The 26,493-nt window shown below is 68.1% G+C and carries 19 protein-coding genes; 11 read left to right on the forward strand and 8 right to left on the reverse strand.

Annotated features, from left to right (window positions below):
* Window positions 1-4: 4 nt before the first annotated feature.
* Together ACFOY2_RS25195 and ACFOY2_RS25200 are read right to left on the reverse strand one after the other, a co-directional pair.
* Window positions 5-1,354 (reverse strand): LCP family protein, encoded by a 1,350-nt coding sequence (locus tag ACFOY2_RS25195; protein WP_379530555.1) that lies wholly within the window; start codon window positions 1,352-1,354, stop codon window positions 5-7.
* Between the two features lie 751 nt (window positions 1,355-2,105).
* Window positions 2,106-3,494, reverse strand: a complete 1,389-nt coding sequence (locus ACFOY2_RS25200) for an NAD(P)H-quinone dehydrogenase (RefSeq protein WP_379530556.1) — start codon at window positions 3,492-3,494, stop codon at window positions 2,106-2,108.
* 141 nt (window positions 3,495-3,635) lie between these two features.
* Between ACFOY2_RS25200 and ACFOY2_RS25205 the strand changes: the two genes are divergently transcribed.
* The 6 genes from ACFOY2_RS25205 to ACFOY2_RS25230 all read left to right on the forward strand — a co-directional run bounded on the left by ACFOY2_RS25205 (window position 3,636) and on the right by ACFOY2_RS25230 (window position 12,997).
* Window positions 3,636-4,124, forward strand: coding sequence for a gamma-glutamylcyclotransferase (locus ACFOY2_RS25205; RefSeq protein WP_379530779.1), 489 nt, complete (start codon window positions 3,636-3,638; stop codon window positions 4,122-4,124).
* A 69-nt stretch (window positions 4,125-4,193) separates the two neighbouring features.
* A complete protein-coding gene (locus tag ACFOY2_RS25210; RefSeq protein WP_379530557.1) occupies window positions 4,194-5,054 on the forward strand; it encodes an SseB family protein in 861 nt (286 codons plus the stop codon).
* Window positions 5,051-5,443 carry a hypothetical protein gene (locus ACFOY2_RS25215; protein ID WP_379530558.1) on the forward strand — a complete coding sequence of 131 codons (393 nt, stop codon included), beginning with the start codon at window positions 5,051-5,053 and terminating at the stop codon, window positions 5,441-5,443. Before ACFOY2_RS25210 ends, ACFOY2_RS25215 begins: the two co-directional genes overlap by 4 nt.
* Before the next feature lie 136 nt (window positions 5,444-5,579).
* Window positions 5,580-5,969: a YbaB/EbfC family nucleoid-associated protein gene (locus ACFOY2_RS25220; protein ID WP_379530780.1), complete on the forward strand. Its 390-nt coding sequence runs from the start codon at window positions 5,580-5,582 to the stop codon at window positions 5,967-5,969.
* The gene (locus ACFOY2_RS25225; RefSeq protein WP_379530559.1) at window positions 5,956-6,306 is read left to right on the forward strand and encodes a hypothetical protein; all 351 of its coding nucleotides are present in this window, start codon (window positions 5,956-5,958) and stop codon (window positions 6,304-6,306) included. Before ACFOY2_RS25220 ends, ACFOY2_RS25225 begins: the two co-directional genes overlap by 14 nt.
* Window positions 6,307-6,310: 4 nt before the next feature.
* Window positions 6,311-12,997 (forward strand): nucleotidyl transferase AbiEii/AbiGii toxin family protein, encoded by a 6,687-nt coding sequence (locus tag ACFOY2_RS25230; RefSeq protein WP_379530560.1) that lies wholly within the window; start codon window positions 6,311-6,313, stop codon window positions 12,995-12,997.
* 158 nt (window positions 12,998-13,155) lie between these two features.
* Here ACFOY2_RS25230 and ACFOY2_RS25235 read toward each other — a convergent pair whose 3' ends face one another.
* Window positions 13,156-13,962, reverse strand: coding sequence for a hypothetical protein (locus tag ACFOY2_RS25235; protein WP_379530561.1), 807 nt, complete (start codon window positions 13,960-13,962; stop codon window positions 13,156-13,158).
* Window positions 13,963-14,103: 141 nt separating this feature from the next.
* Window positions 14,104-15,408 (reverse strand): MFS transporter, encoded by a 1,305-nt coding sequence (locus ACFOY2_RS25240; RefSeq protein ID WP_379530562.1) that lies wholly within the window; start codon window positions 15,406-15,408, stop codon window positions 14,104-14,106.
* A 111-nt stretch (window positions 15,409-15,519) separates the two neighbouring features.
* On the opposite strand from ACFOY2_RS25240, the gene ACFOY2_RS25245 reads away from it, so the two are divergent.
* Genes ACFOY2_RS25245 through ACFOY2_RS25260 form a run of 4 tightly spaced genes read left to right on the forward strand, consistent with a single transcriptional unit; the run spans window position 15,520 to window position 20,284 of the window.
* Window positions 15,520-16,512: an Lrp/AsnC family transcriptional regulator gene (locus ACFOY2_RS25245; protein WP_379530563.1), complete on the forward strand. Its 993-nt coding sequence runs from the start codon at window positions 15,520-15,522 to the stop codon at window positions 16,510-16,512.
* On the forward strand, window positions 16,509-17,813 hold the full coding sequence (locus ACFOY2_RS25250) for a M20/M25/M40 family metallo-hydrolase (RefSeq protein ID WP_379530564.1): 1,305 nt from the start codon (window positions 16,509-16,511) through the stop codon (window positions 17,811-17,813). The genes ACFOY2_RS25245 and ACFOY2_RS25250 overlap by 4 nt, the downstream gene beginning before the upstream one ends.
* A 3-nt stretch (window positions 17,814-17,816) precedes the next feature.
* Window positions 17,817-18,620 carry a purine-nucleoside phosphorylase gene (locus ACFOY2_RS25255; protein ID WP_379530565.1) on the forward strand — a complete coding sequence of 268 codons (804 nt, stop codon included), beginning with the start codon at window positions 17,817-17,819 and terminating at the stop codon, window positions 18,618-18,620.
* Window positions 18,617-20,284: a phospho-sugar mutase gene (locus ACFOY2_RS25260; RefSeq protein ID WP_379530566.1), complete on the forward strand. Its 1,668-nt coding sequence runs from the start codon at window positions 18,617-18,619 to the stop codon at window positions 20,282-20,284. Before ACFOY2_RS25255 ends, ACFOY2_RS25260 begins: the two co-directional genes overlap by 4 nt.
* 61 nt (window positions 20,285-20,345) lie before the next feature.
* Here the strand turns inward: ACFOY2_RS25260 and ACFOY2_RS25265 are convergent, their stop codons facing one another.
* From ACFOY2_RS25265 to ACFOY2_RS25280, 4 genes are all read right to left on the reverse strand, one after another.
* Window positions 20,346-21,026, reverse strand: a complete 681-nt coding sequence (locus ACFOY2_RS25265; protein WP_379530781.1) for a DUF6461 domain-containing protein — start codon at window positions 21,024-21,026, stop codon at window positions 20,346-20,348.
* Between the two features lie 258 nt (window positions 21,027-21,284).
* Complete coding sequence (locus ACFOY2_RS25270; RefSeq protein ID WP_379530567.1) at window positions 21,285-22,277, reverse strand: hypothetical protein; 993 nt, start codon at window positions 22,275-22,277, stop codon at window positions 21,285-21,287.
* 308 nt (window positions 22,278-22,585) lie between these two features.
* A complete protein-coding gene (locus ACFOY2_RS25275) occupies window positions 22,586-23,911 on the reverse strand; it encodes a M4 family metallopeptidase (protein WP_379530568.1) in 1,326 nt (441 codons plus the stop codon).
* Window positions 23,912-24,235: 324 nt separating this feature from the next.
* Complete coding sequence (locus tag ACFOY2_RS25280; RefSeq protein WP_379530569.1) at window positions 24,236-24,379, reverse strand: hypothetical protein; 144 nt, start codon at window positions 24,377-24,379, stop codon at window positions 24,236-24,238.
* 663 nt (window positions 24,380-25,042) lie between these two features.
* Between ACFOY2_RS25280 and ACFOY2_RS25285 the strand changes: the two genes are divergently transcribed.
* A complete protein-coding gene (locus ACFOY2_RS25285; RefSeq protein ID WP_379530570.1) occupies window positions 25,043-26,452 on the forward strand; it encodes an ATP-binding protein in 1,410 nt (469 codons plus the stop codon).
* Window positions 26,453-26,493 lie beyond the last annotated feature (41 nt).

Consider the following 26,493-nt stretch of genomic DNA (forward strand, 5'->3'; position numbering starts at 1 on the left):
CCGATCACGTGGCGCATGAGTCCTGGGTGGCGTCGAAACCCGTCAACTCCTCCGAATCGCTCGCCCGTTCGGCCTTCAGGCCGCGCCAGTCGTCGCCGATGACGAGGACCAGCCGCGTTGTCTGTGCCTTCGGGACCGGCGAGGAGCGGCTCCTGATCAGATCCCGGGCGAGTGTCGGGACGCGCGCCTGACCGTTCGGGGAGTACAGGATCGTGGTCTTCGAGTACGGCTTGTGTCCGTCACGCACTCTGGCGATGTGGTAGCCGCGCTGTTCCAGCGCGGCGGCGACCTGCCTGGCCTTGGACGCCCCGGCTGTGCCGTACCTGATCTCGATCTCGATCCGTGTGCGGGCCACCTTGATCTGGCCTCCTCGCAGCTTGGAGCTGCCGGCGTCCTTGTCGTCGGCCACGAGCTGGAACAGCGTGCGGGCCTGCGGCTGCACCCATTCCACGCGGCCGGGCTGGGTGAGGGAGTAGCGCCAGGGGACGGTGATGAAGTGGATCTGGCCGGCGGTGAGCCCATGAGCGCTGTCGGCCAGGTCCTTCATCACGGCGGGTGTGAGCTCGGGGTCGGTCGTGACGGATTTCGTGGCGGCGTCGAGGAAGTTGTAGAGCCTGGCCGGGTTGGTCAGCGTCTCGCCGCTCATCACCTTCTTGACCATGGAAGCGATGAACATCTGCTGCCGCTGAATCCTGCCGATGTCCGACCCGTCGCCCAAGCTGTAACGGGCGCGCACGTACCCGAGCGCCTGCTCACCCTTGAGCGTCTGGCGGCCGGCGGGCAGGTGGAGCAGGGCCTTGGTGTCGTTGATCGGCTCGGGCAAGCAGATCTCGACGCCGTCGACCGCGTTCACCATGCCCTTGAAGCCGGTGAAGTCGACCTTCACGAAGTGGTCGATGCGGATGCCGGTCAGCGACTCGATCGTCTTCCAGGTGCAGGCGACGCCCCCGGCGTTGAATGACTCGTTGATCATCCCGATGTGCGGCCGCTGCCCGGCCAGCGGGGGCCTTGCACGGCAGGCAGGTAGCTGGACGAGCGAGTCCCGAGGGAAGCTGATGACCATGGCGTTGTCCCGATTCGGGGAGATGTGCGCCAGCATGATCGTGTCGGTACGCTCGCCCGCGATGCGGTGGCCGTACTTGGTGTTCTTGCCACCACGCTCGTCGGAGCCGACCACCAGCACGTTCATCGCGGTCGTCGGGGCCTTCGCCGGGCGGGCGGTGCCAAGGTCCTGCTCGGTCACCTCGATGTGCCTGACGTTCCCGGTCAGGCGGGCGTAGGCGACCACGACGATTCCGGCCGCCACCAGCACCAGGGCGAGTAAGCCCGCGACCACCCACCAGATCCTGCGCACCTACCACCCCAAAAGGTCAAAGTTGATCAAGAGTTAAGCGGGCAACGATCAGGTGGATTCCGGATCGTATGGCGGGATCTCTCCCTCTTTCAGCCCGTCAGCCGTCTGCGGTTCGAGTACGGCGGCTGCCTCGACCTGGTGGACGACACCTCCAACCCGCCATTCGCCCCGCCATCTTCTCGTTAGTTGCGCAAATGAGCAAACGAAAATGCCGGCCTGTGACGACATGCGGAACCTCTCGGCCCGGTCTCGACGCCGAACTTGTGGGGGCTGCTCTCCCCCAGCGTGACGGGCTCGCTCTCTGTGCGCACGATCGGCCCTGCCACCTGCCCCGCCGACGGCTGGCTGACGATCTCGGCAGGAGTGCGCTCAGCCGTCGGCGGCCGATGCGGCGGCTCCTCTCCGCCACGCCGCGTGGGCGAGGGAGCGCTGGTCTTGCCGGCATCGGGCAGGTATGCCGGTGCGGCGGGCAGTCTCAGCCAATCCCTGCACCAGGCGGGGCAAGTGCAGGACGACGATAGGCCCGGGTGCCGCCGTGACGCCGGCGGACCGCGAGGGCTGGGTGGATCAGTACGCGGCCTCGCCGGCGGAGTTGGCGGCAATGGACGGCGAGGTATGGATCCGATCGACTGTCTGCTGCCGGCGATCAGGCGGCAAGTGGTCGATCACGCACGAAACACATCTCCATGCCGGGCACCTGACCTGCCCCCGACTCGGCTGATTGAGAACGACGGAGGAAAAGCGCGCCCTCTCAGATGGACAGGCCCGGCTGCATGAGCCGGCGCGCCGCCTCCGTGACCGATCCCGACAGCGACGGGTAGACGGCGAACGTGTGCGCCAACTGATCAACGGTCAGCCGCTGCTGCACGGCCACGGAAACGGCCAGGATCAGCTCGGACGCCCTCGGCGCCACCACCACGCCCCCCAGGACGATCCCCGTGTGCGGCCGGCAGAACAACTTCACGAACCCGTCGTTGAACCCCTGCATCTTGGCCCGGGCGTTGGTGGCGAGCGGCAGTTTGACGACGTTCGCCTCGATCTCCCCGGCCTCGATCGCCCGCTGCGCCACCCCGACGGCCGCGATCTCCGGGTCGGTGAAGATGTTGGAGGCCACGGTGGCCAGCCGCAACGGCTGGACGGCCTCCCCCAGCGCGTGCCAGACGGCGATCCGCCCCTGCATGGCCGCCACCGAGGCCAGCATGAGCACCCCGGTGCAGTCGCCGGCCGCGTAGACGCCGGGCGCGGACGTCCGCGAGACCTTGTCGACCTTGATGAAGCCGCTCCGGTCGAGCTGGACCCCGGCCTCCTCCAGGCCCATCCCCGAGGTGTTGGGGATCATGCCGACGGTCATCAGCGCGTGCGAGCCCTCGGCGGTGCGCCCGTCCTCCAGGGTCACCACGACGCCGTCGGCGGTGCGTTTGACGGAGGCGGCGCGCGAGCGGCCCATGACGTTCATGCCGCGCCGCCGATAGACCTCTTCGAGGACCTCGGCGCCGTCGGCGTCCTCGTTGGGCATCATGCGGTCGCGGCTGGAGACGAGCGTGACCTCGGCGCCGAGCGAGCGGTAGGCGCCGGCGAACTCGGCCCCCGTCACACCGGAGCCGATCACGATCAGGTGCTCGGGCAGCTCTTCCAGGTCGTAGAGCTGGCGCCAGTTGAGGATGCGCTCGCCGTCGGGCTCGGCGCCCGGCAGCACGCGCGGGGTCGCGCCGGTGGCCACGAGGACGACGTCGGCCCGCAGCGTCCGGTCGCCCGCCCGGACCACCTGCGGGTCGACCAGCCGACCGCGCGCCTTGATGATCTCGACGCCCTCGGCCTCGACCCGGGTGGCGATGTCGGCGGACTGCGCCTGCGCCAGCTCCTTGACCCGCTTGTTGACCAGTGGCAGGTCGATGTCGACCGCTCCGGTGTCGCCGTCGGACCCGCCGTCGAACGAGATGCCCAGGGAGGGCGCGTCGAGCAGCGCCTGCTTGCGGACGGAGGTCGCGATCAGCGTCTTGGACGGCACGCAGTCGGTGAGCACGCACGCGCCGCCGGGCCCGTCCTGCTCGACCATCGTGACCTGCGCGCCTAGCTGAGCGGCCACCAGCGCCGATTCGTAGCCGCCGGGTCCGCCACCTATGATCACGATCCTCGTCACGTGTCCTATTGTCCCGCATGACCTGGGATGAGCTACAACCGGGCGGCGACGCACCGCGCTCATGGACCGGCTGGGGCCTTCGGCATGACAGGATGGCGCGGTAGCTGGATGACGAGTGGCACCCGGCGGGAGGGGTGGACCGTGGCGTGGCTCTCAGAACCGAGAAAGCCTACTGAGCTCCGTCTTTATGCCGCGTATGGCTCGAACATGGACCCTGAGCAGATGGCCATGCGAGCCCCGCACTCTCCGATCTGGGGCGCCGGCTGGCTGCCGGGCTGGCGGCTGACGTTCGGCGGCAACGACCCCGCCTGGGAGGGCGCGCTCGCCACCATCGTCGAAGATCCTGACGAGCACGTGTTCGTCGTCCTCTACGACGTGCCCGAGTGGGAGGAGACCTCGCTCGACCAGTGGGAGGGCGCGGTACGCGGGGCCTACCACAAGGTCCGCCTGCGGGTGCAGACCCTGGACGGCGAGGTCGTGGCCTGGTTCTACGTGCTCGACGGCTACGAGGGCGGCCTGCCCTCGGCCCGCTATCTCGGCAGCCTGGCCGAGGCCGCCGAGCGGGCGGGCGCCCCCGACGACTACGTCAAGGAGCTGCGGGAGCGCCCCTGCAAATCGCTCGGCGACTGATCAACGATCATGGTCAGCGCCTGCGCGGAGGCGCGGGCACAGCCGCCGGCGATCGCTATTGTGTGGGCAATGTGGCAGGCGAGTCCATTCGAACAGCGGTTGCAGGATGCGCACGGGCGGGGTGACCTCGCTCTTTGCCTGAGCCTGTTGCGCGAGGCCGATTTCGCCCTGCCGATCGAGGAGGGCGCAGCCGCGATCGCGTGGCCCATTCTGGAGGCCGCCGATGGGCGCGTGTGGCTGGTCGCGTACACCTCTGAAGGGGCTCTGCGCGCCGCGACGGGCGGGGCCGTGCGGCACCACCGGGTCGTGTCGCTGGTGGAGCTCGCCGCCGGGTGGCCCGATCCCCGATGCGGGCTGGCCGTCAACGCGGGTCTGGAGCTCGAGTTCCTGCTGGAAGCGGGAACGGTGGCCAGGACCGCCGTACCGACGCTTCGGCAGGATCATCTGATCGAACCCGGCATTCCCATCGTGCAGAAGTTGCTGCCTCCAGCGGAGATTCCCGCGCTGCTGGAGGACGGCGAGCCTCGGGTGTCGGGGTACTGCCATCACGCGCTCGATGTGGCGCACATCGCTACCCCGGCCGTGCTGGCCGAGGCGTTGCTGCAGGATGAGGTGGTCACCGACCTGGGGGCGGTGAACATTCTGCGCTGGCCCGCCATCGGCTTCGATCTCTATCGGACGCCCTACGGCGGGCAGGACGACGAGGGCATGCGGGCGGTGGCCGGTTGGGTGATCGAGGAGCCTCCCTTCGTGGGGATGGGGCTCGTGCCCAATGTCGACCAGACGATTCGGGAGTACAAGATCGACGGGGTGTTGCTGCCGTACGGGGCGGAGATCATCGAGCTCGGCGTCGACGGGATCTTTCGCAGGAGGGCGGTCTACGACGGCGATCTCGGCCGATGGCTGCTGATCTCCGAGGAGGCGGCGTGAGCTGGGCCCGGTACCAGGCGCGCTGGCGTGGGACGGAGCATGTCGCCTCGCCTGAGTTGCGGACCGATGGGATGTGGCTGCGGTTGCTCAGTCCCGTTGCGCTTGAGGGCTTCGCGGAGGTGGCGGACGGGCGCTGGGTGCGTGCCGTGCCCGCTACCGAATGTGCGCAGGTGACGTACGTGACCACTGTGGGCGAGTGGGGCGGAGCGCCCGTCATCGTGCTCCGGGACAGGCAGGGCGAACTGCTCATCGAGTACGCGGGCGGCCTGGTGCCGGTGGCCGAGCGCCTTGGGCTGGAGCGGGTCGAGCGGGGCGTTTACCGCCGATGGGTCCCGCGCGACGAGGTGGCGGACCTGCGGGAGGAAGCCACGCCCATCGCCCCTGCGTAAGCTCTCCGCTTAACCCCTGATTTCGCAAAAATGAACAGATGATTCTTCATCTTTGCTAACTTGTTACGCGCTTTTGCGTACTAGTGCGACTTCGGGGGCTGATGTGATGAATTTAGGTGAGCCGGATGTGGCCGGCATGCAGGCCTACGCCGACGAACTGCGCCGGACCTTTGTCCGTCTGCAGGAGGAGGGGGACGATCTCCGCAGGCAGGCGCAGGCGATCCAGGTGACGGAGAGGTCCCACGACGGGCTGGTCACCGCCACCGTGGGCGCTCGCGGCAACCTCATCAGGCTCGACATAGACCCCCGGGTCTATCGCCGCCCCGACGCCAGGCAACTGGCCGACACCATCGCGGGAACGATCCACCGGGCGGCGGACACGGCACGGCAGCGGGTCCTGGAGGTCTTCGACCCGCTCATCCCGGTGGAGCAGATGCGCGCGCACCTTGACGGCGATCTGGAGACCGTGATGCGGCAGCTGGCGGACCAGATGGCCGGGAAGGAGGTGCCGCGTGGCGCCGCGTGAGAACGACACGCTCTACCTCGGCCCCGCCCTGGAGACCGGGATCTCCCAGTGGGACACGATGGCCGATTCCCTGGGGAAGAACTGGTCGAAGGTGTCCGCCGAGATCGAGGCGATGCACGCCGCCGCCCCGTGGGGGGACGGTCCCGAGGGCCGGGTGTTCCTGGGCACGTACATGAAGGACGACGCCCCCACTCAGCTCGTCGAGACCGGAACCGAGCTCGTCCGGCACATCGCGGACGCCGGCCGACTGTTACGCGAGGCCATCTCCAACTCCCGGGGGACCGAGGCCCAGATCGCGGCCGACCTCCGCCGGCAGGCGAACGTGCGGGGAGTGTGATCGGGTGGCGGGGGGCCGCGGCGACGTCAATTCCCAGACGCCGGGCGGGCAGGCGTCCAAGGAGGGTTTCGGCAAGGCCGCGACCACGGACGTGCAGCCCGTCTGGGAGACGGAGAAGCTGCCGGACTGGGTGGTCTCCTGGCTGATCCCGATGCTCATGGCGGGTCAGCCGTGGCCCAAGGCCAGCGAGAGCGGGCTGTACAAGCTGCGCGAGGCGCACATCGCCGGCGTCAACGCCTACGCCGGCGCCTTCGAGCCCACCGGCAGCGCGCTGAACGTCATCGGCAACGAGTGGGACTCGCCGGCCCGGCCGCCCGCCTTCGCCCGAGTCGGGCAGATGTACGACGAACAGACCGGTGCCATGGCCAAGATGACCGGTCACTACCAGTACGCCCACCAGGTCGACGCCTTCGCGCTGGAGACGCAGTACTCCAAAATCTCCATCAACGTGGCCTTCTGGGTGGCCGTCGTCGCGATCGCCATCGCGCTCATCGCCACGTTCTTCTCCGCCGGTGCGAGCACCGCGGCAGTCGGCCCGGCGGCGGCCGGTCTAAGGGCCACGATCGCGAAGATCCTCGCCCGCCTGGGACTCGCGGCGGCCCGCCCCGCCGGAGTCGCCGGGGCCGCCCGGCTCACCACGCTGGCCGGGTCCTCGCTGGCCGGCCGGGCGGCGTCGGCCGCGTTGGTGCACGAACTCGTGGAGGAGATCGGTGAAGAGGTCTTCATCGACGCCTACACGCAGTACCAGCAGATCAAGATGGGCACCAGGACGAGCTGGGACTGGGACAAGACCTTGGCGGCGGCGATCGGGGCCGCGACCGGCGCCGTCGTGGGCACCAAGCTGGGCAACCCGGTGTCGCGGCTCACCAACCGGATCCCGGGCATCGGCCGGCTCAACCGTACGGCCGCCGACCTGCCCGGCTGGGGCAACGCGTTCCGGCGCTTCCCCGGGCGGGTGCTCAACACCGGCCTCAACAACGTGGTGGCCTCTCCCGCGGGCAGCTTCGTGGCCAACGGTCTCGTGTATGGACAGTGGGCCCCGCCGACAGCCGACTCGCTCCTTGGCGGCTTCATGGGCGGCGCGGGGCGTACGAACACGATCAGCCCGTTCAATCCCAGCGTGGCGGGGGCGCTGTTCAACCCGGCCGCCGCGCTGGACTCCGCCATGACCACGGCCGCGACCACCGATCTGGCCAGGGCCACCTCCGCCCCGGCAGCTCCGCCGGACGACGCGGGGCCGGCAGGCGGTCCGCCGCCGTCGGGACCATCGGGGCCGTCGGGACCGTCGGGACCGGCAGGCACGGGGAACATCACCTACCAGGGCGGCACGCCGGGCCAGCCCAGCACGCCCGGCCAACCGGCGAACGCCGCGGGAGCCGCCGGCCTCGGCCGTCAGGCGGCCACCCTCACCACACCCAGCTCACCCCAGACGTCGCCGTCCTCGTCCTCATCCGCGGGACAGCAGCACTCCACTGGGTCGCAGGCAGACCTGGACCAGCGCCAGTCCACCACCCGCGACGCCCGCTCCGACCAGCAGGAGTCGGAGCCCCGGCAGGAACCGGACAGCGCGCAGGAACCGGACAATACGCAGGCGGACACGGCACAGCCGAACACGACGGAACCGGACACGGCACAGGCGAACAGCGCGCAACCGGACACCGTGGCGCAACCGGACACCGCGACACAACCCGACACCGCGACACAACCCGACACCGTGGCGCAGCCCGACACCGCGACACAACCCGACACCGTGGCGCAGCCCGACACCGCGACACAACCGGACACCGACCAGAGCGCGCGCCCCGACGTCCAGCGGCCCACCAGCAACATCGACCGCCTCATCAACGTCTACAACGACGCGCCCGCGGCCGACACCGCCCCCGACACCTCCGCCGGAGTCGCACCTGCGCCGGCCTCCGACGCCCCGGCCAGCAGCATGGCGGCCGCGACGCCGGGCCTGGGCCCAGCCGCGGCGGACCCCTTCGGTGACGACACGAGCAGTGTCCTGGCGCAGCTCAACCCGCTGGATCACGCCCACCGCACGCCTCTGCTCAACATGGAAGGGCCCGTCGGCTCCCCGCAGCAGCACGCCAACGCCCTGGACCCGCGGACGGTGCCGCTCGCCCCCCAGTGGGAGCATCTGCGCCGCTCGGCGCCCCCATCCGCCGTCACCGTGCCCAATCTGCCGACCTCCGGGGCGGCCCAAGTGGACGTACGCAAGATCCTGGTCCCGTGGGAGGGCGGCTCGCGCCTGATCACCGAGTTCACGGTCAAGGTCCGCTTCGTGGCGGTGGGTCTCACCGCGGAGGAGATCCAGACCGCGCGTACCAGCCTGCTCACTGGCATCGACCTCTACTACAACTACCAGCACGTACTACCGGACGGCTCACAGCTGCACGTACGAATGGAGATGGAGGAGACCCGGCGGAGGTCGCCGCGCGACAGGCCCGTCACGATCCGTCGCGGGACCGGCACCCGCGCGTTCGACTTGGCCGACCGCAGCACCTGGTATGCCGAAGGAGCGCCGATCGCGACGCCGCTGACTCAGATGGCGGACTACCGTACCCAAACGCCCACCGACTACATCAACTGGCGCGCCGGCATGGAGCCGGTCGTCTTCGCGCACGAGACGATGCATCTGTTCGGGATGCTCGACGAGTACGTCAACCCGATCGACCCCACGCGCCAGGCACTGTCCTCCCCGGACGTCCACACCGACGCGAACCTGCTCGGCCACGGCTTCCACATATGGGCGCAGGCACGTTACGTCCTGGACCGGGACGGCCACCTGGTGCCCGAGGCGGTGTCGTTGCGGGACCGGCACCTCCAGCACCTTTACCGGCTCGTCCCGGTGGGAACAGCCCGTCCGGAGGCCCCCCTCACCCTCCCGGCCGACCCGGTGCCGGCCGAGGAGTGGACGCGCCCGGAGTACGACCCCGCCGCCTGGCTGCCCGGCGACGTACGGATGCTGCTCGACCGGTTCCCGCCCGGCGACACCCCGCTCGTGCGGCACATGAAGCTGCTGGAACGGGCGAACCTGCTGTTCGGGGACGGGGCGCTGGTGACCCAGGAGCAGCTGGCGTACACGGAGGCGCTGGTCGCGGCGGTCACGCGGTTCTACGACAGCGGGCCGGAGTACAACTTCTCCCTCGAGGAGCTCGGCAGCGCGCAGATGCTGTCCACGCTGCTGATGGACGACACCCCGCCCGGCGTCGACACGCTCAGCCGGCGGATCAACGAGACGATGGGCAACAATCCGGCCGATCCGGTGACCAAGCTGCAGTTCCGGATCCTGACCGCGATCGCGGCTCGGGTGACGCGCCGGCCCGGCGAGAGTGGGATGACGGCCCTGCGCCAGGGGATCGCCGCGAACATGAGCACGCCGGAGAACACCCTGGCGTTCCAGAGGTCGGGCATCACCCTGCCCGGCGTGGGCCTGGCGGCCGCTTCGCCGCCGGCCGGTGACCCGACCGCCGCGCTGCCGGCCCTGAACTTGATTGCCGCGCCGCCGGCCGAGGACTCGACCACCCCGCCGCCGGCCGAAGATTCGGCCTCGGTGCCGCCCGGCAGCGACCCCGTCATCGGGTTCAACGCGGCACGACCGTCGCCGGACCAGTCCGGCAACCCGGGCCAGGACGGCAACCCCCGGCAGTTCCTGAGGTTCTGGCGCCACCTCATGAGCGAGGTTCGCGCCGAGGCGGACCGCCGTGGCACAGCCCCGCTCGACGAACTGCAGCAGTTCGCACTCCAGCGGGCCCTCGGCCGCATCTACGCCGCCAACCCGGAGGACTGGATGCTCAAGGGCGGGCAGGCCATGCTCGCCAGGAACCCCGGGGGCCGCGCGAGCACGGACATCGACCTTGTCCGCATCTCGGGCGACTCCGACCCGGATGTAATGGCCGACGAGTACGAGGCCGCGCTGGCCCGTGACCACGGTGACCATCTGCGCTTCGTACGGGAGTCGAAGGCGTACATCCTGCACGGCAAGGCCGTCCGGATCGCGCACAAGATCTACTGCGGCGACATGGAGATCATGACGCTCAGCGCGGACCTCGCGCCGCCGCGAACGCGCCCGGTTTGGAAGGAGCCGGACGTCATCCCCTTCCCTGACCAGATCCTCACGACCGGGCACCCTGGCGAGGCGCCGAACCTCCGGGTGCTCTCTCTCGAGGACACGATGGCGCACAAGGTGTCAGGCATGTACACGCATGGCATCAGGACGCTGCAGACCCGCTGCGACGACTGCGTCTCCCGGGGTGGGGGCCTGTTCAACTGCAAGATGGGCGACCTGCCGGCCCGAACCCAGGACATGGTCGATCTCATCATGGTCATCATGAACTCGTCGTGGGACGCGCAGGCCACGCACGACATGCTCCACAAGGAGTTCGCCTGGCGCATCGAGCAGGGTGAGCAGCTCAAGGCGCCGCCCGCCTTCGAGGTCCCCAGCCCCGACTGGGTCGGCAAGTTCGAGGGCTACGCCAGGACGACACCCGGCCTCCCCTACGGCGGTCTCACCGAGGCCGAGCCGATCATGAGGGCGTTCCTGGACCCGATGCTGCGAGAAGAGCCACCGCCCCCGGGCCGCTGGGACCCCGAGCTCCTCCAGTGGATTTCCACGGACAGCGCCCAAGAGCCGGTCACCGACGACGACGTGATCGCGCCCGTCGGTACCCCGAACATGCGGCAGCTCGCGATGCCTCTGCACGTGCCGCCGTCGCCCATAGACACGGATCAGACGTGGATCGCCACCTGGGACGCTCTGTCGGCGGGCGGGCTGGACGTCGCGTTGAGCACTCTCAAGGAGCGCACTGACCTCTCACCTGAGCAGAAGCTGAAATACATCACCGACAAGCTGATGTGGACCTCGGCTTACACCGAGCTGACCGACATCCCGGGCCCGGGTAACAGCAACTACAAACACCTGCGGTTCTACGCTCACCAGCGCGGCGAGCTGTACAGTCATGCGGCGGCCCTGATGGCCGACCCGGAACTGACGATCGAGATCGCCTTCGAGCCGAACCGCGGCCTCAACGCCTTTGGGTGGGCCGCGCACCAGTCGCACATCGCCCACCTGGGCCCCACCCCGAGCGGCCTGGAAGCGGGCCAGGCCGACGCCGCGGTCAAACGCCGAGCGACCCGCGGGCAGAGCATCACGGATATCGGCCCCGCGACACTCGTCGACGATGTCCTCGACCTCCAGGCCAAGCCGCTGAGCGACGCGCTCAACATGCGGCAGCGCCTGATCGAGGACTACGGCATCGAACCGGAGCGGATCCGCATCGCCTATGCCCACAACAGCCAGAAGCTCAAATACCACAGCACGCGCTGGCAGCGGGCCCAGTTCTTCGCGCTGCGAGCGATCCAGGCCGATCCCGTCCAGGCACGGCAGCGCATGGTGGAACGGCTGCTCGGCCCGGACCCGGCGACGGCCGAACGACGCCGGGCGCGGGCGCAAAATGTGATCGACCGGCTGCGCGAGGCCAACGGGCAGGCGGACGAGTACGCCCTGATCTGGATCCGCGACAGTCGGGGCGAGCCGATCGGCGGACCGCACGGCCCACACCTGGACACTCGCCCCGAGCACGTGCGGCAGACCATCGAGGCGCTGCGCGCCGAGAATCCCAGGCGGCGCATCGCCCTGATCGGTGACGACGTCCTGGTGGGCCGACCCGAGCTGGAGGAAGACTGGCGACGGGAAGGTGTGCTGGACGGCGTGGACACCCGCACGCTGGTGAAGTTCTGGGACCCGGCACGCAACGGCGGCCAGCAGCTGACCTACGGCGAGCAGGCCCTGTTCTTCCACTACCTGAACAACACCCACGACGTGGTCCAACTCGGCATCGAGAGCGGCGCGCTGGAGATCCCGATCATGCTCGGTGTGCCCACGGTCTACTTCGAGGCCCGCGAGCACGACGGCAACAAGGGCAACCGCTGGATGATGTACTGGCAGGACTGGGCGTACGGGAAGTCCGAGCAAGCGGTCTCGCAGAGCGGCTATTCCCAGTTCGACGAGCGCGGCCGGCCCGTCCTGCGGTTCAACGTCGAGGAGATGGGCCCTGCACCGCTGAGCACGATCCGGCGCGTGCTGTTCGGGCCGGACCTGCCCGATCCGGAGAACAGGCGCGGCCGGCCGGTCGCCGTCTACCAAGCCGCACGAGTGGCGATCACCGCCGATCGGGTGGACAGGCTTGTGCGAAGTGGGGAGATGGACCGCTGGCCACTGCGGCTCGGCCGTAGTATCGAGATCCGCGGCGACAGGTGGACGCCCTGGTCGCAGGCCGACTGGGAACGCAGCGAGTACTACGCGGACCAGCTACGCCGATGGCTGCGCACCGATGCGCGCACGCCGGAGGAGATCAGCCGCAAGTGGCATGCCATCCGGCTCACCCTGCTGGGGGTGCTTGAGCCCCGGTTCGCGACCGACGAGGAGTACGACGGCGTCTCCGTGGTGCACCCGTACGCCGTGTTGCACCACGAGCACAACCGGATCACCGCTGAGGGCATCCGCATTCACCGGGCGTACGAGACCGACCTGAGCGAGCGGGCCATCGCCGTCACGCAGGCGCTGAAGTCCATGCTCGCCGCACCCGAGTTCCTTCCGCAGGCCGTCGAGGACCTGCGAGTCTTCCAGCTCGAGCAGGAGGAGATCGACGACCTTCGCGCTGCCATCCGTGTGGTCACCACACCGTAGGTCGAACCGGCGGCCGGGCGATGCGGAGATGGCGCGATTCAGGGTGGAACCGCGCCGTGCTCTCACGATCCCGGGGGCGGTGCCGCCCGACTTGTTCGCGGCTGTGCGCTACCCGATGGCAGTCCGCGGGCGTTTCTGTGGCGGCTCTGGAATGAGCTCTATCCGGGGGAACCGGTCTGAGCCACGATGTCGGCGGCGATGTCCCGTACGGCCTGCGCGTCCGGGGCGCCGCCCGCGGCCTCGATCAGGCGGGCCACCTCGGGCTCCACGTCCGCCACCCGGTCCGGGGACATCAGGGCCGTGTAGCCGCGCCGGTTGCGGGGTGAAAGCTGGGCAGGGGTCAGGTCGGGGATGAAGTACTGGACGAACTCCGTGCCGTCGGCCGGGAACTCGTGCCGGGCCGCCAGCGGCGCCAGTGCCCGGTGGACTTCCGTAAGCTCCACCAGGTCCCGCAGGAGCGCGTCCATCAGGACGCGGCGCAGGGCTCCGTGGTCGGTCCAGTCGGTCACGAGATCGACGATGGTGCGCTGGGCGGTCGTCACCGGTACGCCCTTGACCAGGGCGACGTCGTCGGCCCCGAGCGGCGACAGATTGAGCTTCGTGCCCTTGGGCGCCGCGCGCTCGGCGATCGTGGTGAAGATGATCAAAGGGCTCGTCAGGGAGCCAAGGCCGTGCAGTCCGCAGGCCGACTCGTGGGAGAGCACGGCGTCCGGCACTCTCTCCCAGGCGTAGCTCGCGGGCTCCAGAGCCAGCCAGGCGGCGTACGGGAAGGCGTACCGGGGGCCGAGCGAGCTCCACGGCAGCTGATGGACCGCCCAGTCCAGCTCCATCAGCAGTCCCGCGTCAGTGAGGTGGGCCAGGGCGGCTTCATCGACATCGATACGGCTCGCCTGCGCGGCAGTGATCATTCCGTTCTGCCGCGCGGCGACAGTCGACAACTCGGCGAACCGCTCTTCCCACATCATTCCTCCACCCAAGGATCATCGTTGGCCAATCTAGTGCCATCCACCCTGGGCCGACTGTGGAAGACCGGCAAACGCCCAGATGGCCGGTTGATCGCCGTCCATATTCGCAGGGTGTTGTCCCGGCATCGTCGACCTCACCCGCTAGTCGAGCGGCCGGTCCTTGGTCTCGCGCAGCACGAAGACATACACGAGTGTGGAGATGAGCGCCAGCGCCGACATGTACCACGGGAAGAGCCCCGGGTTCTTGGCCTCCTGCAGCGCGGTGCCGATCAGCGGGGCGGTGCCGCCGAAAATGGCCACGGTCAGCGAGTACGGGAAGCCCGCCCCGGCCGCGCGCACCCTGGTCGGGAAGAGCTCGGAGTTCACCGCGGCCGAGATCGAGGTGAAGCAGCCGAGGAAGACCATGCCGATGAGCTGCACGATCAGCAGGCTCCAGTAGTCGGTGGTGAGCAGCCCGAGCAGCGGCACGGGCAGCAGCAGGAACCCGACCCCGAACGTGATCAGCATCGGCCTGCGCCCGACCCGGTCCGACAGCATGCCCAGGAGCGGCTGCAGGATCATGAAGAACACCAGCGAGATCGTGCCGACCTGCAGCGAGTCCGCCTTGTCGAAGTTCACGATGATCTGGGCGTAGGTGGGCAGGAAACTGGTCCAGGTGTAGTACGCGACGGTTCCCGCGATCGTGATGCCGACGATCGTGAGCGCGGACTTCGGATGGTGCCTGAGGAAGTCGAACAGCTTCGGCCGCTCGGCCTCGCCCCGCTGGATCTCCCCCACCACGGCCGAGGTCTCGTCGGCGCCCTTGCGGATCCACAGGCCGACGAGGCTGAGCACGGCGCCCACGATGAACGGGATGCGCCAGCCGTAGGAGTCCATGTCGGTCTGGGCCAGGGCCGTGGCCAGCAGCGCCGCCAGCCCGGAGGCCAGAAGCTGGCCGATGGTGGTGCTGACGTACTGGAAGCTTGAAAACAGGCCGCGCCGTCCGGGCGGGGCCGACTCCACCAGGAACGTGGTCGCGGCGGCGAACTCACCGCCCACCGACAGGCCCTGGATGAGCCTGGCCAGCGTCAGGATGATCGGCGCCAGCAGGCCCACCGCCTCGTAGGTGGGGGTCAGGCCCACGAGCAACGAGCCGGCGCCCATCAGCACGATCGTGAACGTCATCGCGGACTTGCGTCCGTACCTGTCGGCGAAGGCCCCGACCAGCAGGCCGCCCAGCGGCCGCATGAAGAAGCCCACGGCGAAGACCGCGAACGAGCTCAGCAGCGGCACCAGGCTGTTGCCGGTGGACGTGGGGAAGACCTGAGCGGAGAAATACGTCGCCAAAAACGTGTACGCATACCAGTCGTACCACTCCACGACATTGCCGACACTGGCCGCCATGAGCTGGCGGACGCGGCTTTTGGGGATGCCGAGCGGTGATTGCGCCACGGGAGAGGTCGCCACGGGGGGCTCCTTTGCTGACAACCGAGATGATGGCTTACTGTGCAGTCGACCGACTGAAACAGTCAAACTTCTCGCCAATCTTTTACAAATCCGACATAGAGACGGTAGATCGTGGACGTTCTCGACCGGCGCCTCGTCGCCGCGCTCCAAGTCAGCCCCCGGGCCTCGTGGGGCGAGATCGGCAGGGCCGTGGGCGAGCACGAACGCACGGTCGCCCGTCGGCTGCAGCGCCTGCTGGCCGACGGCGAGGTGCGGGTCACCGCCATCTACGACGACCTGCGCACGGGCCACGGACGCCCGATGCACCTGCACGTCCGGGTGCGTCCCGGCACGGCGGCGCATGTGGCCAAGGCGCTGGCCGAGCGCGCCGACACGCGTTCTGTCTACTCCCTCACCGGCGCCGCCGACCTCGGCTGCGAGCTGGTCTCCCCCTCCCGCGAGGACCTGCACCACATCCTGTCCACGCAGATCTGCGACATCGACGGGATCGTGCGGACGCAGACCCAGGTCGTGCTGCACACGTTCAGAACCGTCGCCGAGTGGCACGCGCCGTACCTGAGCGAGCAGGAGGTCGCCGAGCTGCGGCCCGCCGTGCTCACCGGCGGCCTGCTGGATGAGGAGGGCCTGTCACCTCTGGAGCAGGAGATCGCCGAGCTGCTGGCCGAGGACGGCCGCATCGCCTTCACCACCGTCGCCGAGCGCCTCGACGTCTCCGTGCCGACCGCGCGCCGGCGGGTGACCTCGCTGATCGAACGCCGCCTGCTGCTGCCGCGCGCCGAGGTGGAGCCCGCGCTGCTCGGGCTGGAGGTCGAGGCCATGCTGTGGCTCAAGGTCCGCCCGCACGGGCTCGATCTGGTGGGCCAGCGGCTGGCCGCGCACCCCAATGTCCGTTACTGTGCCGCCACAACGGGCAGCCATTCCCTGATCGTCCAGGTCGTGGCCGCCCACGAGGCCGATCTGTACCGCTTCATGACCGGCGTCGTCGGCAGCCACGACGAGATCACCGACGTCGATCTCACCCTGATCACCCGCGCCTACAAACGCGGTCACCTCCACAAGTCCGGACTGCTCACGCTCGACCCCCGTTGGGAGACAACACGATGACACCCGCCGAGAAGGAAGTCGCCGACCTCTGCGTGGAGCTGATCCGCGTCGACAGCAGCAACTACGGCGACGGCAGCGGCCCCGGCGAGCGGGCCGCCGCCGAGGTCGTGATGGCCAGACTGGACGAGGTCGGCATCGAGGCCACCTACATCGAGAGCGAGCCGGGACGCGGCAACGTGATCACCCGCGTCGAGGGCAGCGACCCGTCCCTGCCCGCCCTGCTCGTGCACGGCCACCTCGACGTGGTGCCCGCCAACGCCGCCGACTGGTCGGTCGACCCGTTCGCCGGCGAGGTGCGCGACGGCTACATCTGGGGCCGCGGCGCCGTCGACATGAAGGACATGGACGCGATGATGCTGGCCCTGCTGCGCCAGCTCAAGCGCGAGGGGCGCAAGCCGCGCCGCGACCTGGTCTTCGCCTGGGTGGCCGACGAGGAGGCAGGCGGCGTGTACGGCGCCAAGTACCTCACGGCCCACCACCCCGAGCTGTTCGAGGGCGTCACCGAGGCGATCAGCGAGGTCGGCGGCTACTCCCTTGAGGTCGACCCGTCGCTGCGTCTCTACCTGATCGAGACGGCCCAGAAGGGCCTGGCCTGGATGAAGCTGATCGCCGACGGCACCGCCGGCCACGGCTCGATGCTCAACTCCGACAACGCCGTCACCGAGATCGCCAGGGCGGTGTCCAGGATCGGCGACCACGACTGGCCGCTGACCTACACCCCCACGGTCCGCACGTTCCTCACCGAGGTCGCCGACGCCTTCGGCATCCCGTTCGACGAGAACGACCCCCAGCCGATCCTGGACAAGATCGGCCCTCTGGTGCGTTTCGTCGGCGCGACCCTGAGCAACACCACCAACCCGACCCAGCTCACCGCCGGCTACAAGTCGAACGTGATCCCCGGCCAGGCCGAGGCCGTGGTCGACGGGCGGTTCCTGCCGGGGTTCGAGGACGAGTTCTTCAAGACCATCGACACGCTGCTCGGGCCCAAGGTGCGGCGCGAGTTCGTGCACCACGACATCGCGTTGGAGACCACGTTCGACGGCGCCCTGGTCGAGTCGATGATCGCGGCGCTGAAGGCCGAGGACCCGGCCGCGCGGGCGATCCCGTACTGCATGTCGGGCGGCACCGACAACAAGACGTTCTTCGCCGACCTCGGGGTGCGCGGGTTCGGGTTCGTGCCGCTGCGACTGCCCGTCGACATGGACTTCGCCGCGATGTTCCACGGCGTGGACGAGCGGGTGCCGGTGGAGGCGCTGCAGTTCGGCGTACGAGTACTGGACAGGCTCCTCCTAAACTACTGAGCTGTGAGCAAAGACCCGTATACCCTGGCCGGCGAGGCCGCGGCGGCCCTGCGCGACGCCGTCGGCCTCGACACCTTCGACGTGGCGCTCGTCATGGGGTCGGGGTGGGTCCCCGCCGCCGACGCGATCGGCGAGACGCTGGCCGAGATCCCGTTCACCGATCTGCCCGGCTTCCGCGCCCCGGCCGTGGCGGGGCACGGCGGCAAGATCCGCGTCGTGCGCACCCCGGCAGGGCGGCACGCGCTGGTCTTCCTCGGACGCACCCACCTCTACGAGGGGCTGGGGGTGGACGCGGTCGTGCACGGCGTACGCACGGCAGCCGCGGTCGGGGTCCGCACCGTCGTGCTCACCAACGCGGCGGGCGGCCTGCGCCCCGAGACGCAGAGCGTCGGCGACCCGGTCCTGATCAGCGACCACGTCAACATGACCGGGGCCAACCCGATCACCGGCACCACGTTCATCGACCTCACCGAGGTCTACTCGCGCCGCCTGCGCGACCTGGTCCGCGAGATCGACCCGACCCTTTCCGAGGGCGTGTACGTCGCCTTCCGCGGGCCCACCTACGAGACGCCCGCCGAGATCCGCATGCTGCGCACGCTCGGGGGCGACATGATCGGTATGTCCACCGTCCTTGAGGCGATCGCCGCCCGCGAGGCGAACCTCGACGTCCTCGGCCTCTCCCTGGTCACCAACCCGGGGGCGGGCCTGTCCGACGAGCCGCTCAACCACGAAGAGGTCCTTCAGGTCGGCCGCGCCACGGCGGCCCGCATGGGCGTGCTGCTGGCCAAGGTCCTGGACCGGCTGTGAACGACTTCGGGCGTGCTGCCGGCCAGGCTGCGAACGATGCCCTCGTCCGGCAGGCCGAGCTCTGGCTGGCCCAGGACCCCGACCCCGACACCCGCGCCGAACTGGCCGCGATCCTCGACCGCGGCGACCCGGCCGCCCTGCAGGAGCGCTTCGGGGCCAAGCTGGAGTTCGGGACGGCGGGCCTGCGCGGAGAGCTGGGCGCGGGACCCAACCGGATGAACCGCGTCACCGTCATGCGCGCCGCCGCCGGCCTGGCCAAGGTGCTCGGTCCCGGCAAGCACGTGGTCATCGGCTACGACGCCCGCCACAAGTCCGACGTCTTCGCCCGCGACACGGCCGCCGTCCTGACGGGCGCGGGCCTGCACGCCAGCCTGCTGCCGCGTCCGCTGCCCACCCCCGTCCTGGCCTTCGCCGTACGCCATCTCGGGGCGGACGCCGGGGTCACGGTCACCGCCAGCCACAACCCGCCCCGCGACAACGGCTACAAGGTCTACTGGGGCGACGGCTCGCAGATCGTACCGCCGATCGACAGCGAGATCTCGGCCGCCATCGACGGCGTGGACCGCATCGACCGGCTCCCCCTCCACGCCCCCGGCACGCTCACGGACCTGGACGAGGACATCGTGGACGCCTACGTCCGGGCGCTGACCTCGCTCCCGCTGGGCGAGGCCCGCGATCTCAAGATCGCCTACACGCCGCTCCACGGAGTAGGGGCCGCCACCCTGAGCGCGGCCTTCGCCGCCGCCGGCTTCGACCCGCCGACGGCGGTCGAGGAGCAGCGCGACCCCGACCCCGATTTCCCCACGGTCTCCTTCCCCAACCCGGAGGAACCCGGCGCGATGGACCTGGCCGTCGCCCTGGCCGCTCGGTCTGGCGCGGACCTGGTGCTGGCCAACGACCCGGACGCCGACCGGTGCGCCGTGGGCGTGCCACTCCCCGGCGGCGGCTGCCGCATGCTGACGGGCGACGAGGTCGGGGCCCTGCTGGCCGAGCACGTGATCACCCACACCACCGGCGACCGCATGGTGGCCACCACCATCGTCTCCTCGACCCTCCTCGGCAAGATCGCCCACGCCCATGGGGTGCGCTACGGCGAGACCCTGACCGGCTTCAAATGGATCATCAAGGCGGGCCCCGGGCTGGTGTTCGGCTACGAGGAGGCCATCGGCTACAGCGTCGGCTCCGACGCCGGCCTCCCGGTACGCGACAAGGACGGGATCGGCGCGGCCCTGACCGCCGCCGCCATCGCGGCCTCGGCCAAGCAGTCCGGCCGCACCCTTCTCGACCTCCTCGACGACCAGGCCCGCCGCTACGGCCTGCACGCCACGTCCCAGCTCTCCTTCCGCGTCGCCGACCTCTCCCTGATCGCCGACGCCATGGCCCGCCTACGCGCCCACCCACCCACTGCGCTGGAGGGCCGGGAGGTCGTGGGAGCCGACGACCTGGCCAAGGGCGACGGGGGCCTGCCGCCGACTGACGGGCTGCGGTACCGACTGGCGGGCGACGCCCGGGTCGTCGTGCGTCCTTCTGGCACGGAACCCAAGCTGAAGTGTTATCTGGAGGTCGTCGTGCCGGTGGAGAGTGAGGCCGGGGAGGCGCGCGCCCTTGCCGCACGCGACCTCGACACCCTCAAGGCCGACCTGACCGCCCATCTCGGCCTTTGAATCGACGCTCCAAGGACATCACTGACCGCGCGCGCCAACCTGCGGCGGACGGTGGTTCTGCTCACCTCGCTCTGGGAACGCCTCCGCCCAGGTAGGTGGACTCCTCCAGCAGTTCCGGCGTCATCGTGATCTCAGTGAGGCGCTCGGCCAGGAGGAACGCCGGCCCTTCGTAGAGGTCTGCGAGCGGTGGGTAGACGGAGTCGATCCGCCCCATGGTCTCTGCGAGTTCGTCCGGCATCTCCTCCGAGTAACCTTCCTGGTGCGGGAACTTGCGCCGGATCTTTCCGTCCTCGATCCAGTGGGAATAGCCCTCCTGGTACAGGTACTCGAACCGGATCTTTCCATCGTCGAGCCAGTGGAAGTAATCCATGCCTTTGACCTCTAGGTAGAACTGGGAGACGAGGCGAGTGCCCGCCGACAGCGGCACCATGATCTCTTCGGTGACGCCAAGTCCGCCGTTGGGTTCGACGAGGAGTACCCAGTCTCCAACGGCGACGGCACCGAACGTTTGCCCCCGGATCAGCTCATCAAGCGTCATGCGAGAGCAGTCTTCAACCCGGACGCTGAGCCGGGTCACCAGTTCCTCAGGCGTCAGGCCGCGGACGTAGGTGAAGCAGTAGGCATCCGCCAGCTCGGGGAAGCGCTTGCGGGAAAACCAGGAGTAGTCGTCAGGTCGCAGCGCGGTGTGGCCGACTCCGCTCCCGGCCGGTCCGGACGAGGAGCACGGCCGGGGGCTGACGATCGTCGCGGCCTACTCCAAGCGGTGGGGTGTCGATCCCAGAACGGACGGCAAGACCGTCTGGTTCGTGTGCGGGAGGGAGAACCTTCGTGAACCGGCCTTGCGCAGCGGAGCCGACTGTGTCCTGCTGACGTTTGGTCCGGGAGACCCTGGGAGCGGCAAAGCAAGCCTGCTCCCTGGGCCTCGCGCGCCATGGATTCAACTCGCAGATCACGGCTGAGGCGCTCGTCGCGGCCGAGAGGACTCAGCCCCAGAGTTCCGTCACAGCACCACCATGCAGATGCGCCCGCACGAGATGGCGCTCCCCCCGCACTGCGCCTCAGCGGGGATGTCCATTTGCCCGTTGAAGTTGTATGCCCACGTGACGATCTTGCCGCTGGCGGTCAGCGCCATACTGGCCTCGATCCCGGCGGAGATCGCGACAACATCGGACTGTGCCTCGTACGGGACTTCCAGTTGTCCCTTGCTGTTGTCGCCCCATGCGATCACGCCACCATTTTTGATGGCGAGGGTGAAACCGGCGCCCGCGGAGATCTTGGTGACACCGGACTGCGCTTCGGCGGGCACCGCCATGTTCGCGGCTTGGTCACGCCCCCACGTGATGACGCGGCCGTCCTCCCGCAGCGCAAGAGCATGGGCCCTTGCGGCAATCGCGACGATACCCTCCTTCGCTTCGTCAGGAACATCGACACGTCCATGCCATTGGATGACGCCGCCATCCTTGAGAAAGAGGCCGTCCCCGTATCCACCATTCCCACCGGCGATTGCGGTGACACCGGATTTCGCCGCTTCAGGGAGGGTTAAATTGAGGTCAGAGGTACCGCCCCAGACGATTACGCCACCATCTCTGAGCGCAATGGAATACGCGCTGGCTGTCGCGATCGCCGTGACGTCCTTGGTCGCCGCAACAGGTACTCGAGACAACCTTTGCTCGATGGGGGTGCTGAAGTTGAAACTTCCCCAGATGGCCACCCGCCCATCCTTGAGCATCAGGTTGTACAGGTTCGCGTACGCCCCGGCAGAGACGGCGGTTACTCCCGACAATCCGGCCTCCGGCACTGCCGGGGCAGCCTTCCCCCATTGGATGATCTTGCCACTGCCCGGAGTGCACACGGGCGGCTCGCAGCCTTCGGCTGTTTTCGATTTCGTCCCTGGGTCCGCTTGCGGAGTGGACACTCGCGAAACCGTCCCGCCCAGCACGGCGGCCGGCAGGCCGACCCCGACCGTACGCATGAGCTGACGTCTATTGATCACAATGCCTCCATGGGTGTGGCTCGCCTCCAGGGAGGCTGAGCTGGGTGTTCGTGCCTGGACTGTTTGATCGCGGGGTTGGCTTCTCCCGTGGATGCAGGCGTGCGAGGCCACCCACCGGTCCTGCCGCTTGACCTGCATGGATGGAAATTTCGGCAGGCGCACTCATGCGGTGGCTGAATATCCGAACCCCACACGCTCTGTGACGAACAAATTATTGATCCTCTTCCTGATTTGGCCGAAAGACGGGATCAGGAAGAGGGACCACAAACGGCACCGCGGTTACCTGGCGGACCCTCTAGGTCACGGGGTCAGGCGACGTACCACATGAACCACGTGGTGCTTTGGGCGTGGAGGGTGTCGGTCACTCCGACCGTCACTCGATAGTCGCCCGTCTTCGTCGGCGTACCGGAGATCAGACCCGACGCCGCGTCGATGGTGAGGCCAGGAGGCAGCCCTACCGCCGTGTAGGTCAACGGCCGGCCGCCGGGATTGGTGGCTGCGAGTTGCAAGCTGACGGCTGTCTTCACAACGGCGTCCTGGTCTCCCGGGTTGACCGTGTATGGCGTCTGACCACCGGGGATCGGATTTGAGCCGCTGACCGATACGGCGGACCACGCCGCGTTGACCGTGTTGTACTCCAGGCTGTGCGCGCCGTAGAGGTCGGCGGCCGCTTTCAGGGTCGCGATCCGAGCGGCGGCGTAGTCGGTCTTCTCGGCGAAGTATTCGGTGAGCGCCCGGTACCAGATCTTCGCTGCCTTGTCGTTTCCGATGCCGGTGACAGGCATGCCGTTGCAGGTCGGGCTGGCCTCGCCCTCGGTGGGATTGCTGCCGACTGCGAGCAGGTAGAAGAAATGGAGCGCCGGGCCTTTCTCCGTCCGGATCTTCGTAATCCAGCAACCAACCGAAGGCTTGGCCATCGAGACCGGGTCGTTGAACGTGCCTGCCGGGAACCCTGCGGTAAAGCGCTCGCCAATGAGGTAGTCCGGCCGATCGACCCGGTTGTTCGCGTAGAACTCGACCATGGTGCCGAAGATGTCCGCCGTGGCCGCGCCTATCGCATACGGCTCCTCTAGCTCGGGGTGACCAGGGGTATCATCCAAACTAGGCAGGCCCGCCTCAGTGCTCGCTATACCCATGGCGAAAGCGCCGCCGACCAGGTCCAGTGTGGCTATATCGACCTGCTTGTAGAGAACGTCTTTCCCTCTTTCCTGGCCCGGACTGGCGTAGGTGATCCGGGCAGGCCGGTCGTCCCTTTCTTTTTGGTAGGCAGGGCGGCCATTCGGGAGCGGGACGCCCGGTATTCTCCCGTGGAGATTGAGCGCCCGCCCCTCTCCGTCGAAACCTTTCCGCCCGTGCACGTTGGCGAAGTAGTCCCACGCCTTCGTCGCCGCGTACTGCGCATCGACAGCCTGGCTCGCCTTGTCGGACTTGGTTCCGTCGCCCCACTCGTTATCCGTGTCGGTGAACAACACCGATTCGACACTGCCGGCACTGTTGCGGCCATCCAAATAGCCGCTCATGTTGCCCCTGGTCGGGTCCTTCAGTTCATACGTTTCCCCGTTGTACGCGGTGGTCAACGGGACGGTTCCGCTGTGAAAGCCGTGGCCGACAGCCGGTGCCTCGTCATCGGCCACCGCAGCGGGGACACCCGCCGCCGTGACTGCCAGACAGGCCCCGACCACGACCAGGAATCGTGCACTGTGTAAACCCATTACTCCCTCATAAGACTAGCGAGCGCCCAACCATGGTCAGTGGCTGATGGCGCTCTGGCTTGTACAAGGAATTTCGCGCAGGTGTGCCATTTGCAAACTAGGACCGGATCCATTTATTTCGGATCCGACTGACTCTGACAGTCGGCAAATGAGACTGCGCCTGTGGACAATATCATCCACGCAAGACATGAGTACTACATGTGCATGTCCTTGAAACTGTGGGCTAGACAGCTTTCATGGCTGGAGTTATGGAGCTGGAAGTCCACCGGCCTTGGCCAGGAAGCCGCCGATCAGGACCGGTCGGGACAGCATGTGTTTAAGCCGGTTCTTCACCAGGGCGATCAACTGGTCGACGGTATGCATGGCGAGGTTGACCAGGCTCTTCTTCATGTGCGCCCACACGCCTTCGACCGGATCAAGCTCGTGGGCGTTGCCACCTGGGCGTCCGTGGCGCCTTGGACCAAGCGGTCGGCCGCCTGCATCTGTACCTACTCCCGGCGGTCAGATCACCGCCATCGGGATACCTCATGCACCCGAGGTGGCACCACAACGACCGCCTGCCACGGCAGACGGCAGGCCGACCGCAACCGTATGCATGAGCTGACGTCTACTGATCACGAAACCTCCATGACGTGGTCTGGGTTGCTTGATCTGCACGGTCTGTTCAGGCATGAACCCGTTGGACAGTCGGCGTTTATTGGCACCGGCGCTCGGCCTACCTGGTCATGGCCGACACCTGAGGACCGATCTTCCGTTCTTCTTTCGCACCACTTTCGAACTGATGTTCTATGAGAATAACTGATTCTGTTGATCTACGCCAGGGAAGCAGCTCGCATTGCTCGGCCATGAGGGCTGGGGACGCCCCGGCACAGTCGGTTCCGTCAGCGGGCGGCATCGATGCTCAACAGACGGGCCGCTCGCCGGAACCATCGCGGCCTCGACCCAAGCGTTGGTCTCATGGCTGAGACCATTCGAGCGAAGCAGGCCACCAAGACAGACTCCTGATACCAACCGTCCGCGCTAGTCTCATCGTTGAGACCATGAGGAGGGTGGATGGAACCGTTCATCGGCAGGCGCCGCGAGATGGCGGTCTTGACGCGGGTCCTCGAGAAGACGGACCGGAGCCGGTTCGATCGCCCCGGTCGCGCGCTGCTCATCCGAGGCCGCCGGCGTGTGGGCAAGTCAAGGCTGGCCGAGGAGTTCATCCGGCGATCCGGATTGCCGCACGTGTACTACACCGCAACCGGCCGAGCCCTCGGCGAGGAGATCCGCACGTTCACCGAGGAAGTCCGCTCGTCGAGCCTGCCCGACGTCTCCGCCTTCGACAACAAGCAACCGCAGTCGTGGCACGACGCCCTCACCCTGCTGGCCCGCGCCATCCCCGAGCAGTCTCCCAGCATTGTGGTCATCGATGAACTGCCCTACATGATCAAGGGTGATCCTTCCCTCGAAGGTGTTCTCCAGAAGCTCTTCGACAGGGAGTTCTCCAGACGCCCCGTCCTGCTGCTCCTCATCGGCTCCGACCTGTCCATGATGGAGGCGATCAACACGTATGACCGCCCCTTCTACCAGCGGGCCGCTGACTTCCTCATCAATCCCCTCACCCCATATGACGTCGGGCAGGCGCTCGACCTGCCTGCGGCCGAGGCGTTCGACGCGCATCTGGTCTCCGGCGGGCTACCGATGATCTGCGAGGAGTGGCCCAAGGGCGGTTCGCTTTGGGATTACCTTGAACAGGCCGTGGCGAATCCGCTCTCGGCTCTGATCGTCAGCGGCGAACGCGCTTTCGCCGCCGAGTTCCCACCCGACGCACTGGCCCGCCAGGTGCTGGGTGCCATCGGTTCGGGCAGTCGCTCGCATGCCAATATCGCCGCCGCCACCCAGGGCATCGCCCGTGCGTCAATGAATCGCGCGCTGCAACTGCTTCTGGAGAAGCGCATGATCGCTTTGGAGCATCCGCTGTCGACCCGCCCCTCTCGCGAGTCGCGGTATCACGTCGTCGACTCGCATGTGCGCTTCTGGATCCCGTTCATCTCCGCACATCTGACTGACGTCGAACGTGGTCGAGCGGACAAGGTCATCGAGCGGATCCGCCGGCGCTGGACATCCTGGCGAGGGATCGCCATCGAGCCCCTCATCCGGGAATCGCTCCGGCGCATCGACGACCTTCCCGAATCCACAGGCGCGATCGGTAGCTACTGGACAAGGACCAACGATCCCGAGATCGATCTTGTAGGCACTGATCGCGAACCTATCGGAAAGCGCATCACAATGGTGGGCTCCGTGAAGTGGCTCGAAAGCCGGCCCTTCGACCATCACGATCTGAGCGAGCTCATCGTCCACCGCTCCAAGTTGCCAGGGGCTGACAGCTCCACGCCGCTCTATGCGGTGTCGCGCAGCGGCTGCGACGTTCACGGGGTCACCCACGTCACCCCTGAGGAGTTGCTCAACGCCTGGGCGTAGTGGCTTTTCAATCGTTCGCACCATCTTCGGGGAATCGCTCA

This window comes from Nonomuraea purpurea (assembly GCF_042650645.1).
In the GTDB taxonomy this organism is placed as follows: domain Bacteria; phylum Actinomycetota; class Actinomycetes; order Streptosporangiales; family Streptosporangiaceae; genus Nonomuraea; species Nonomuraea purpurea.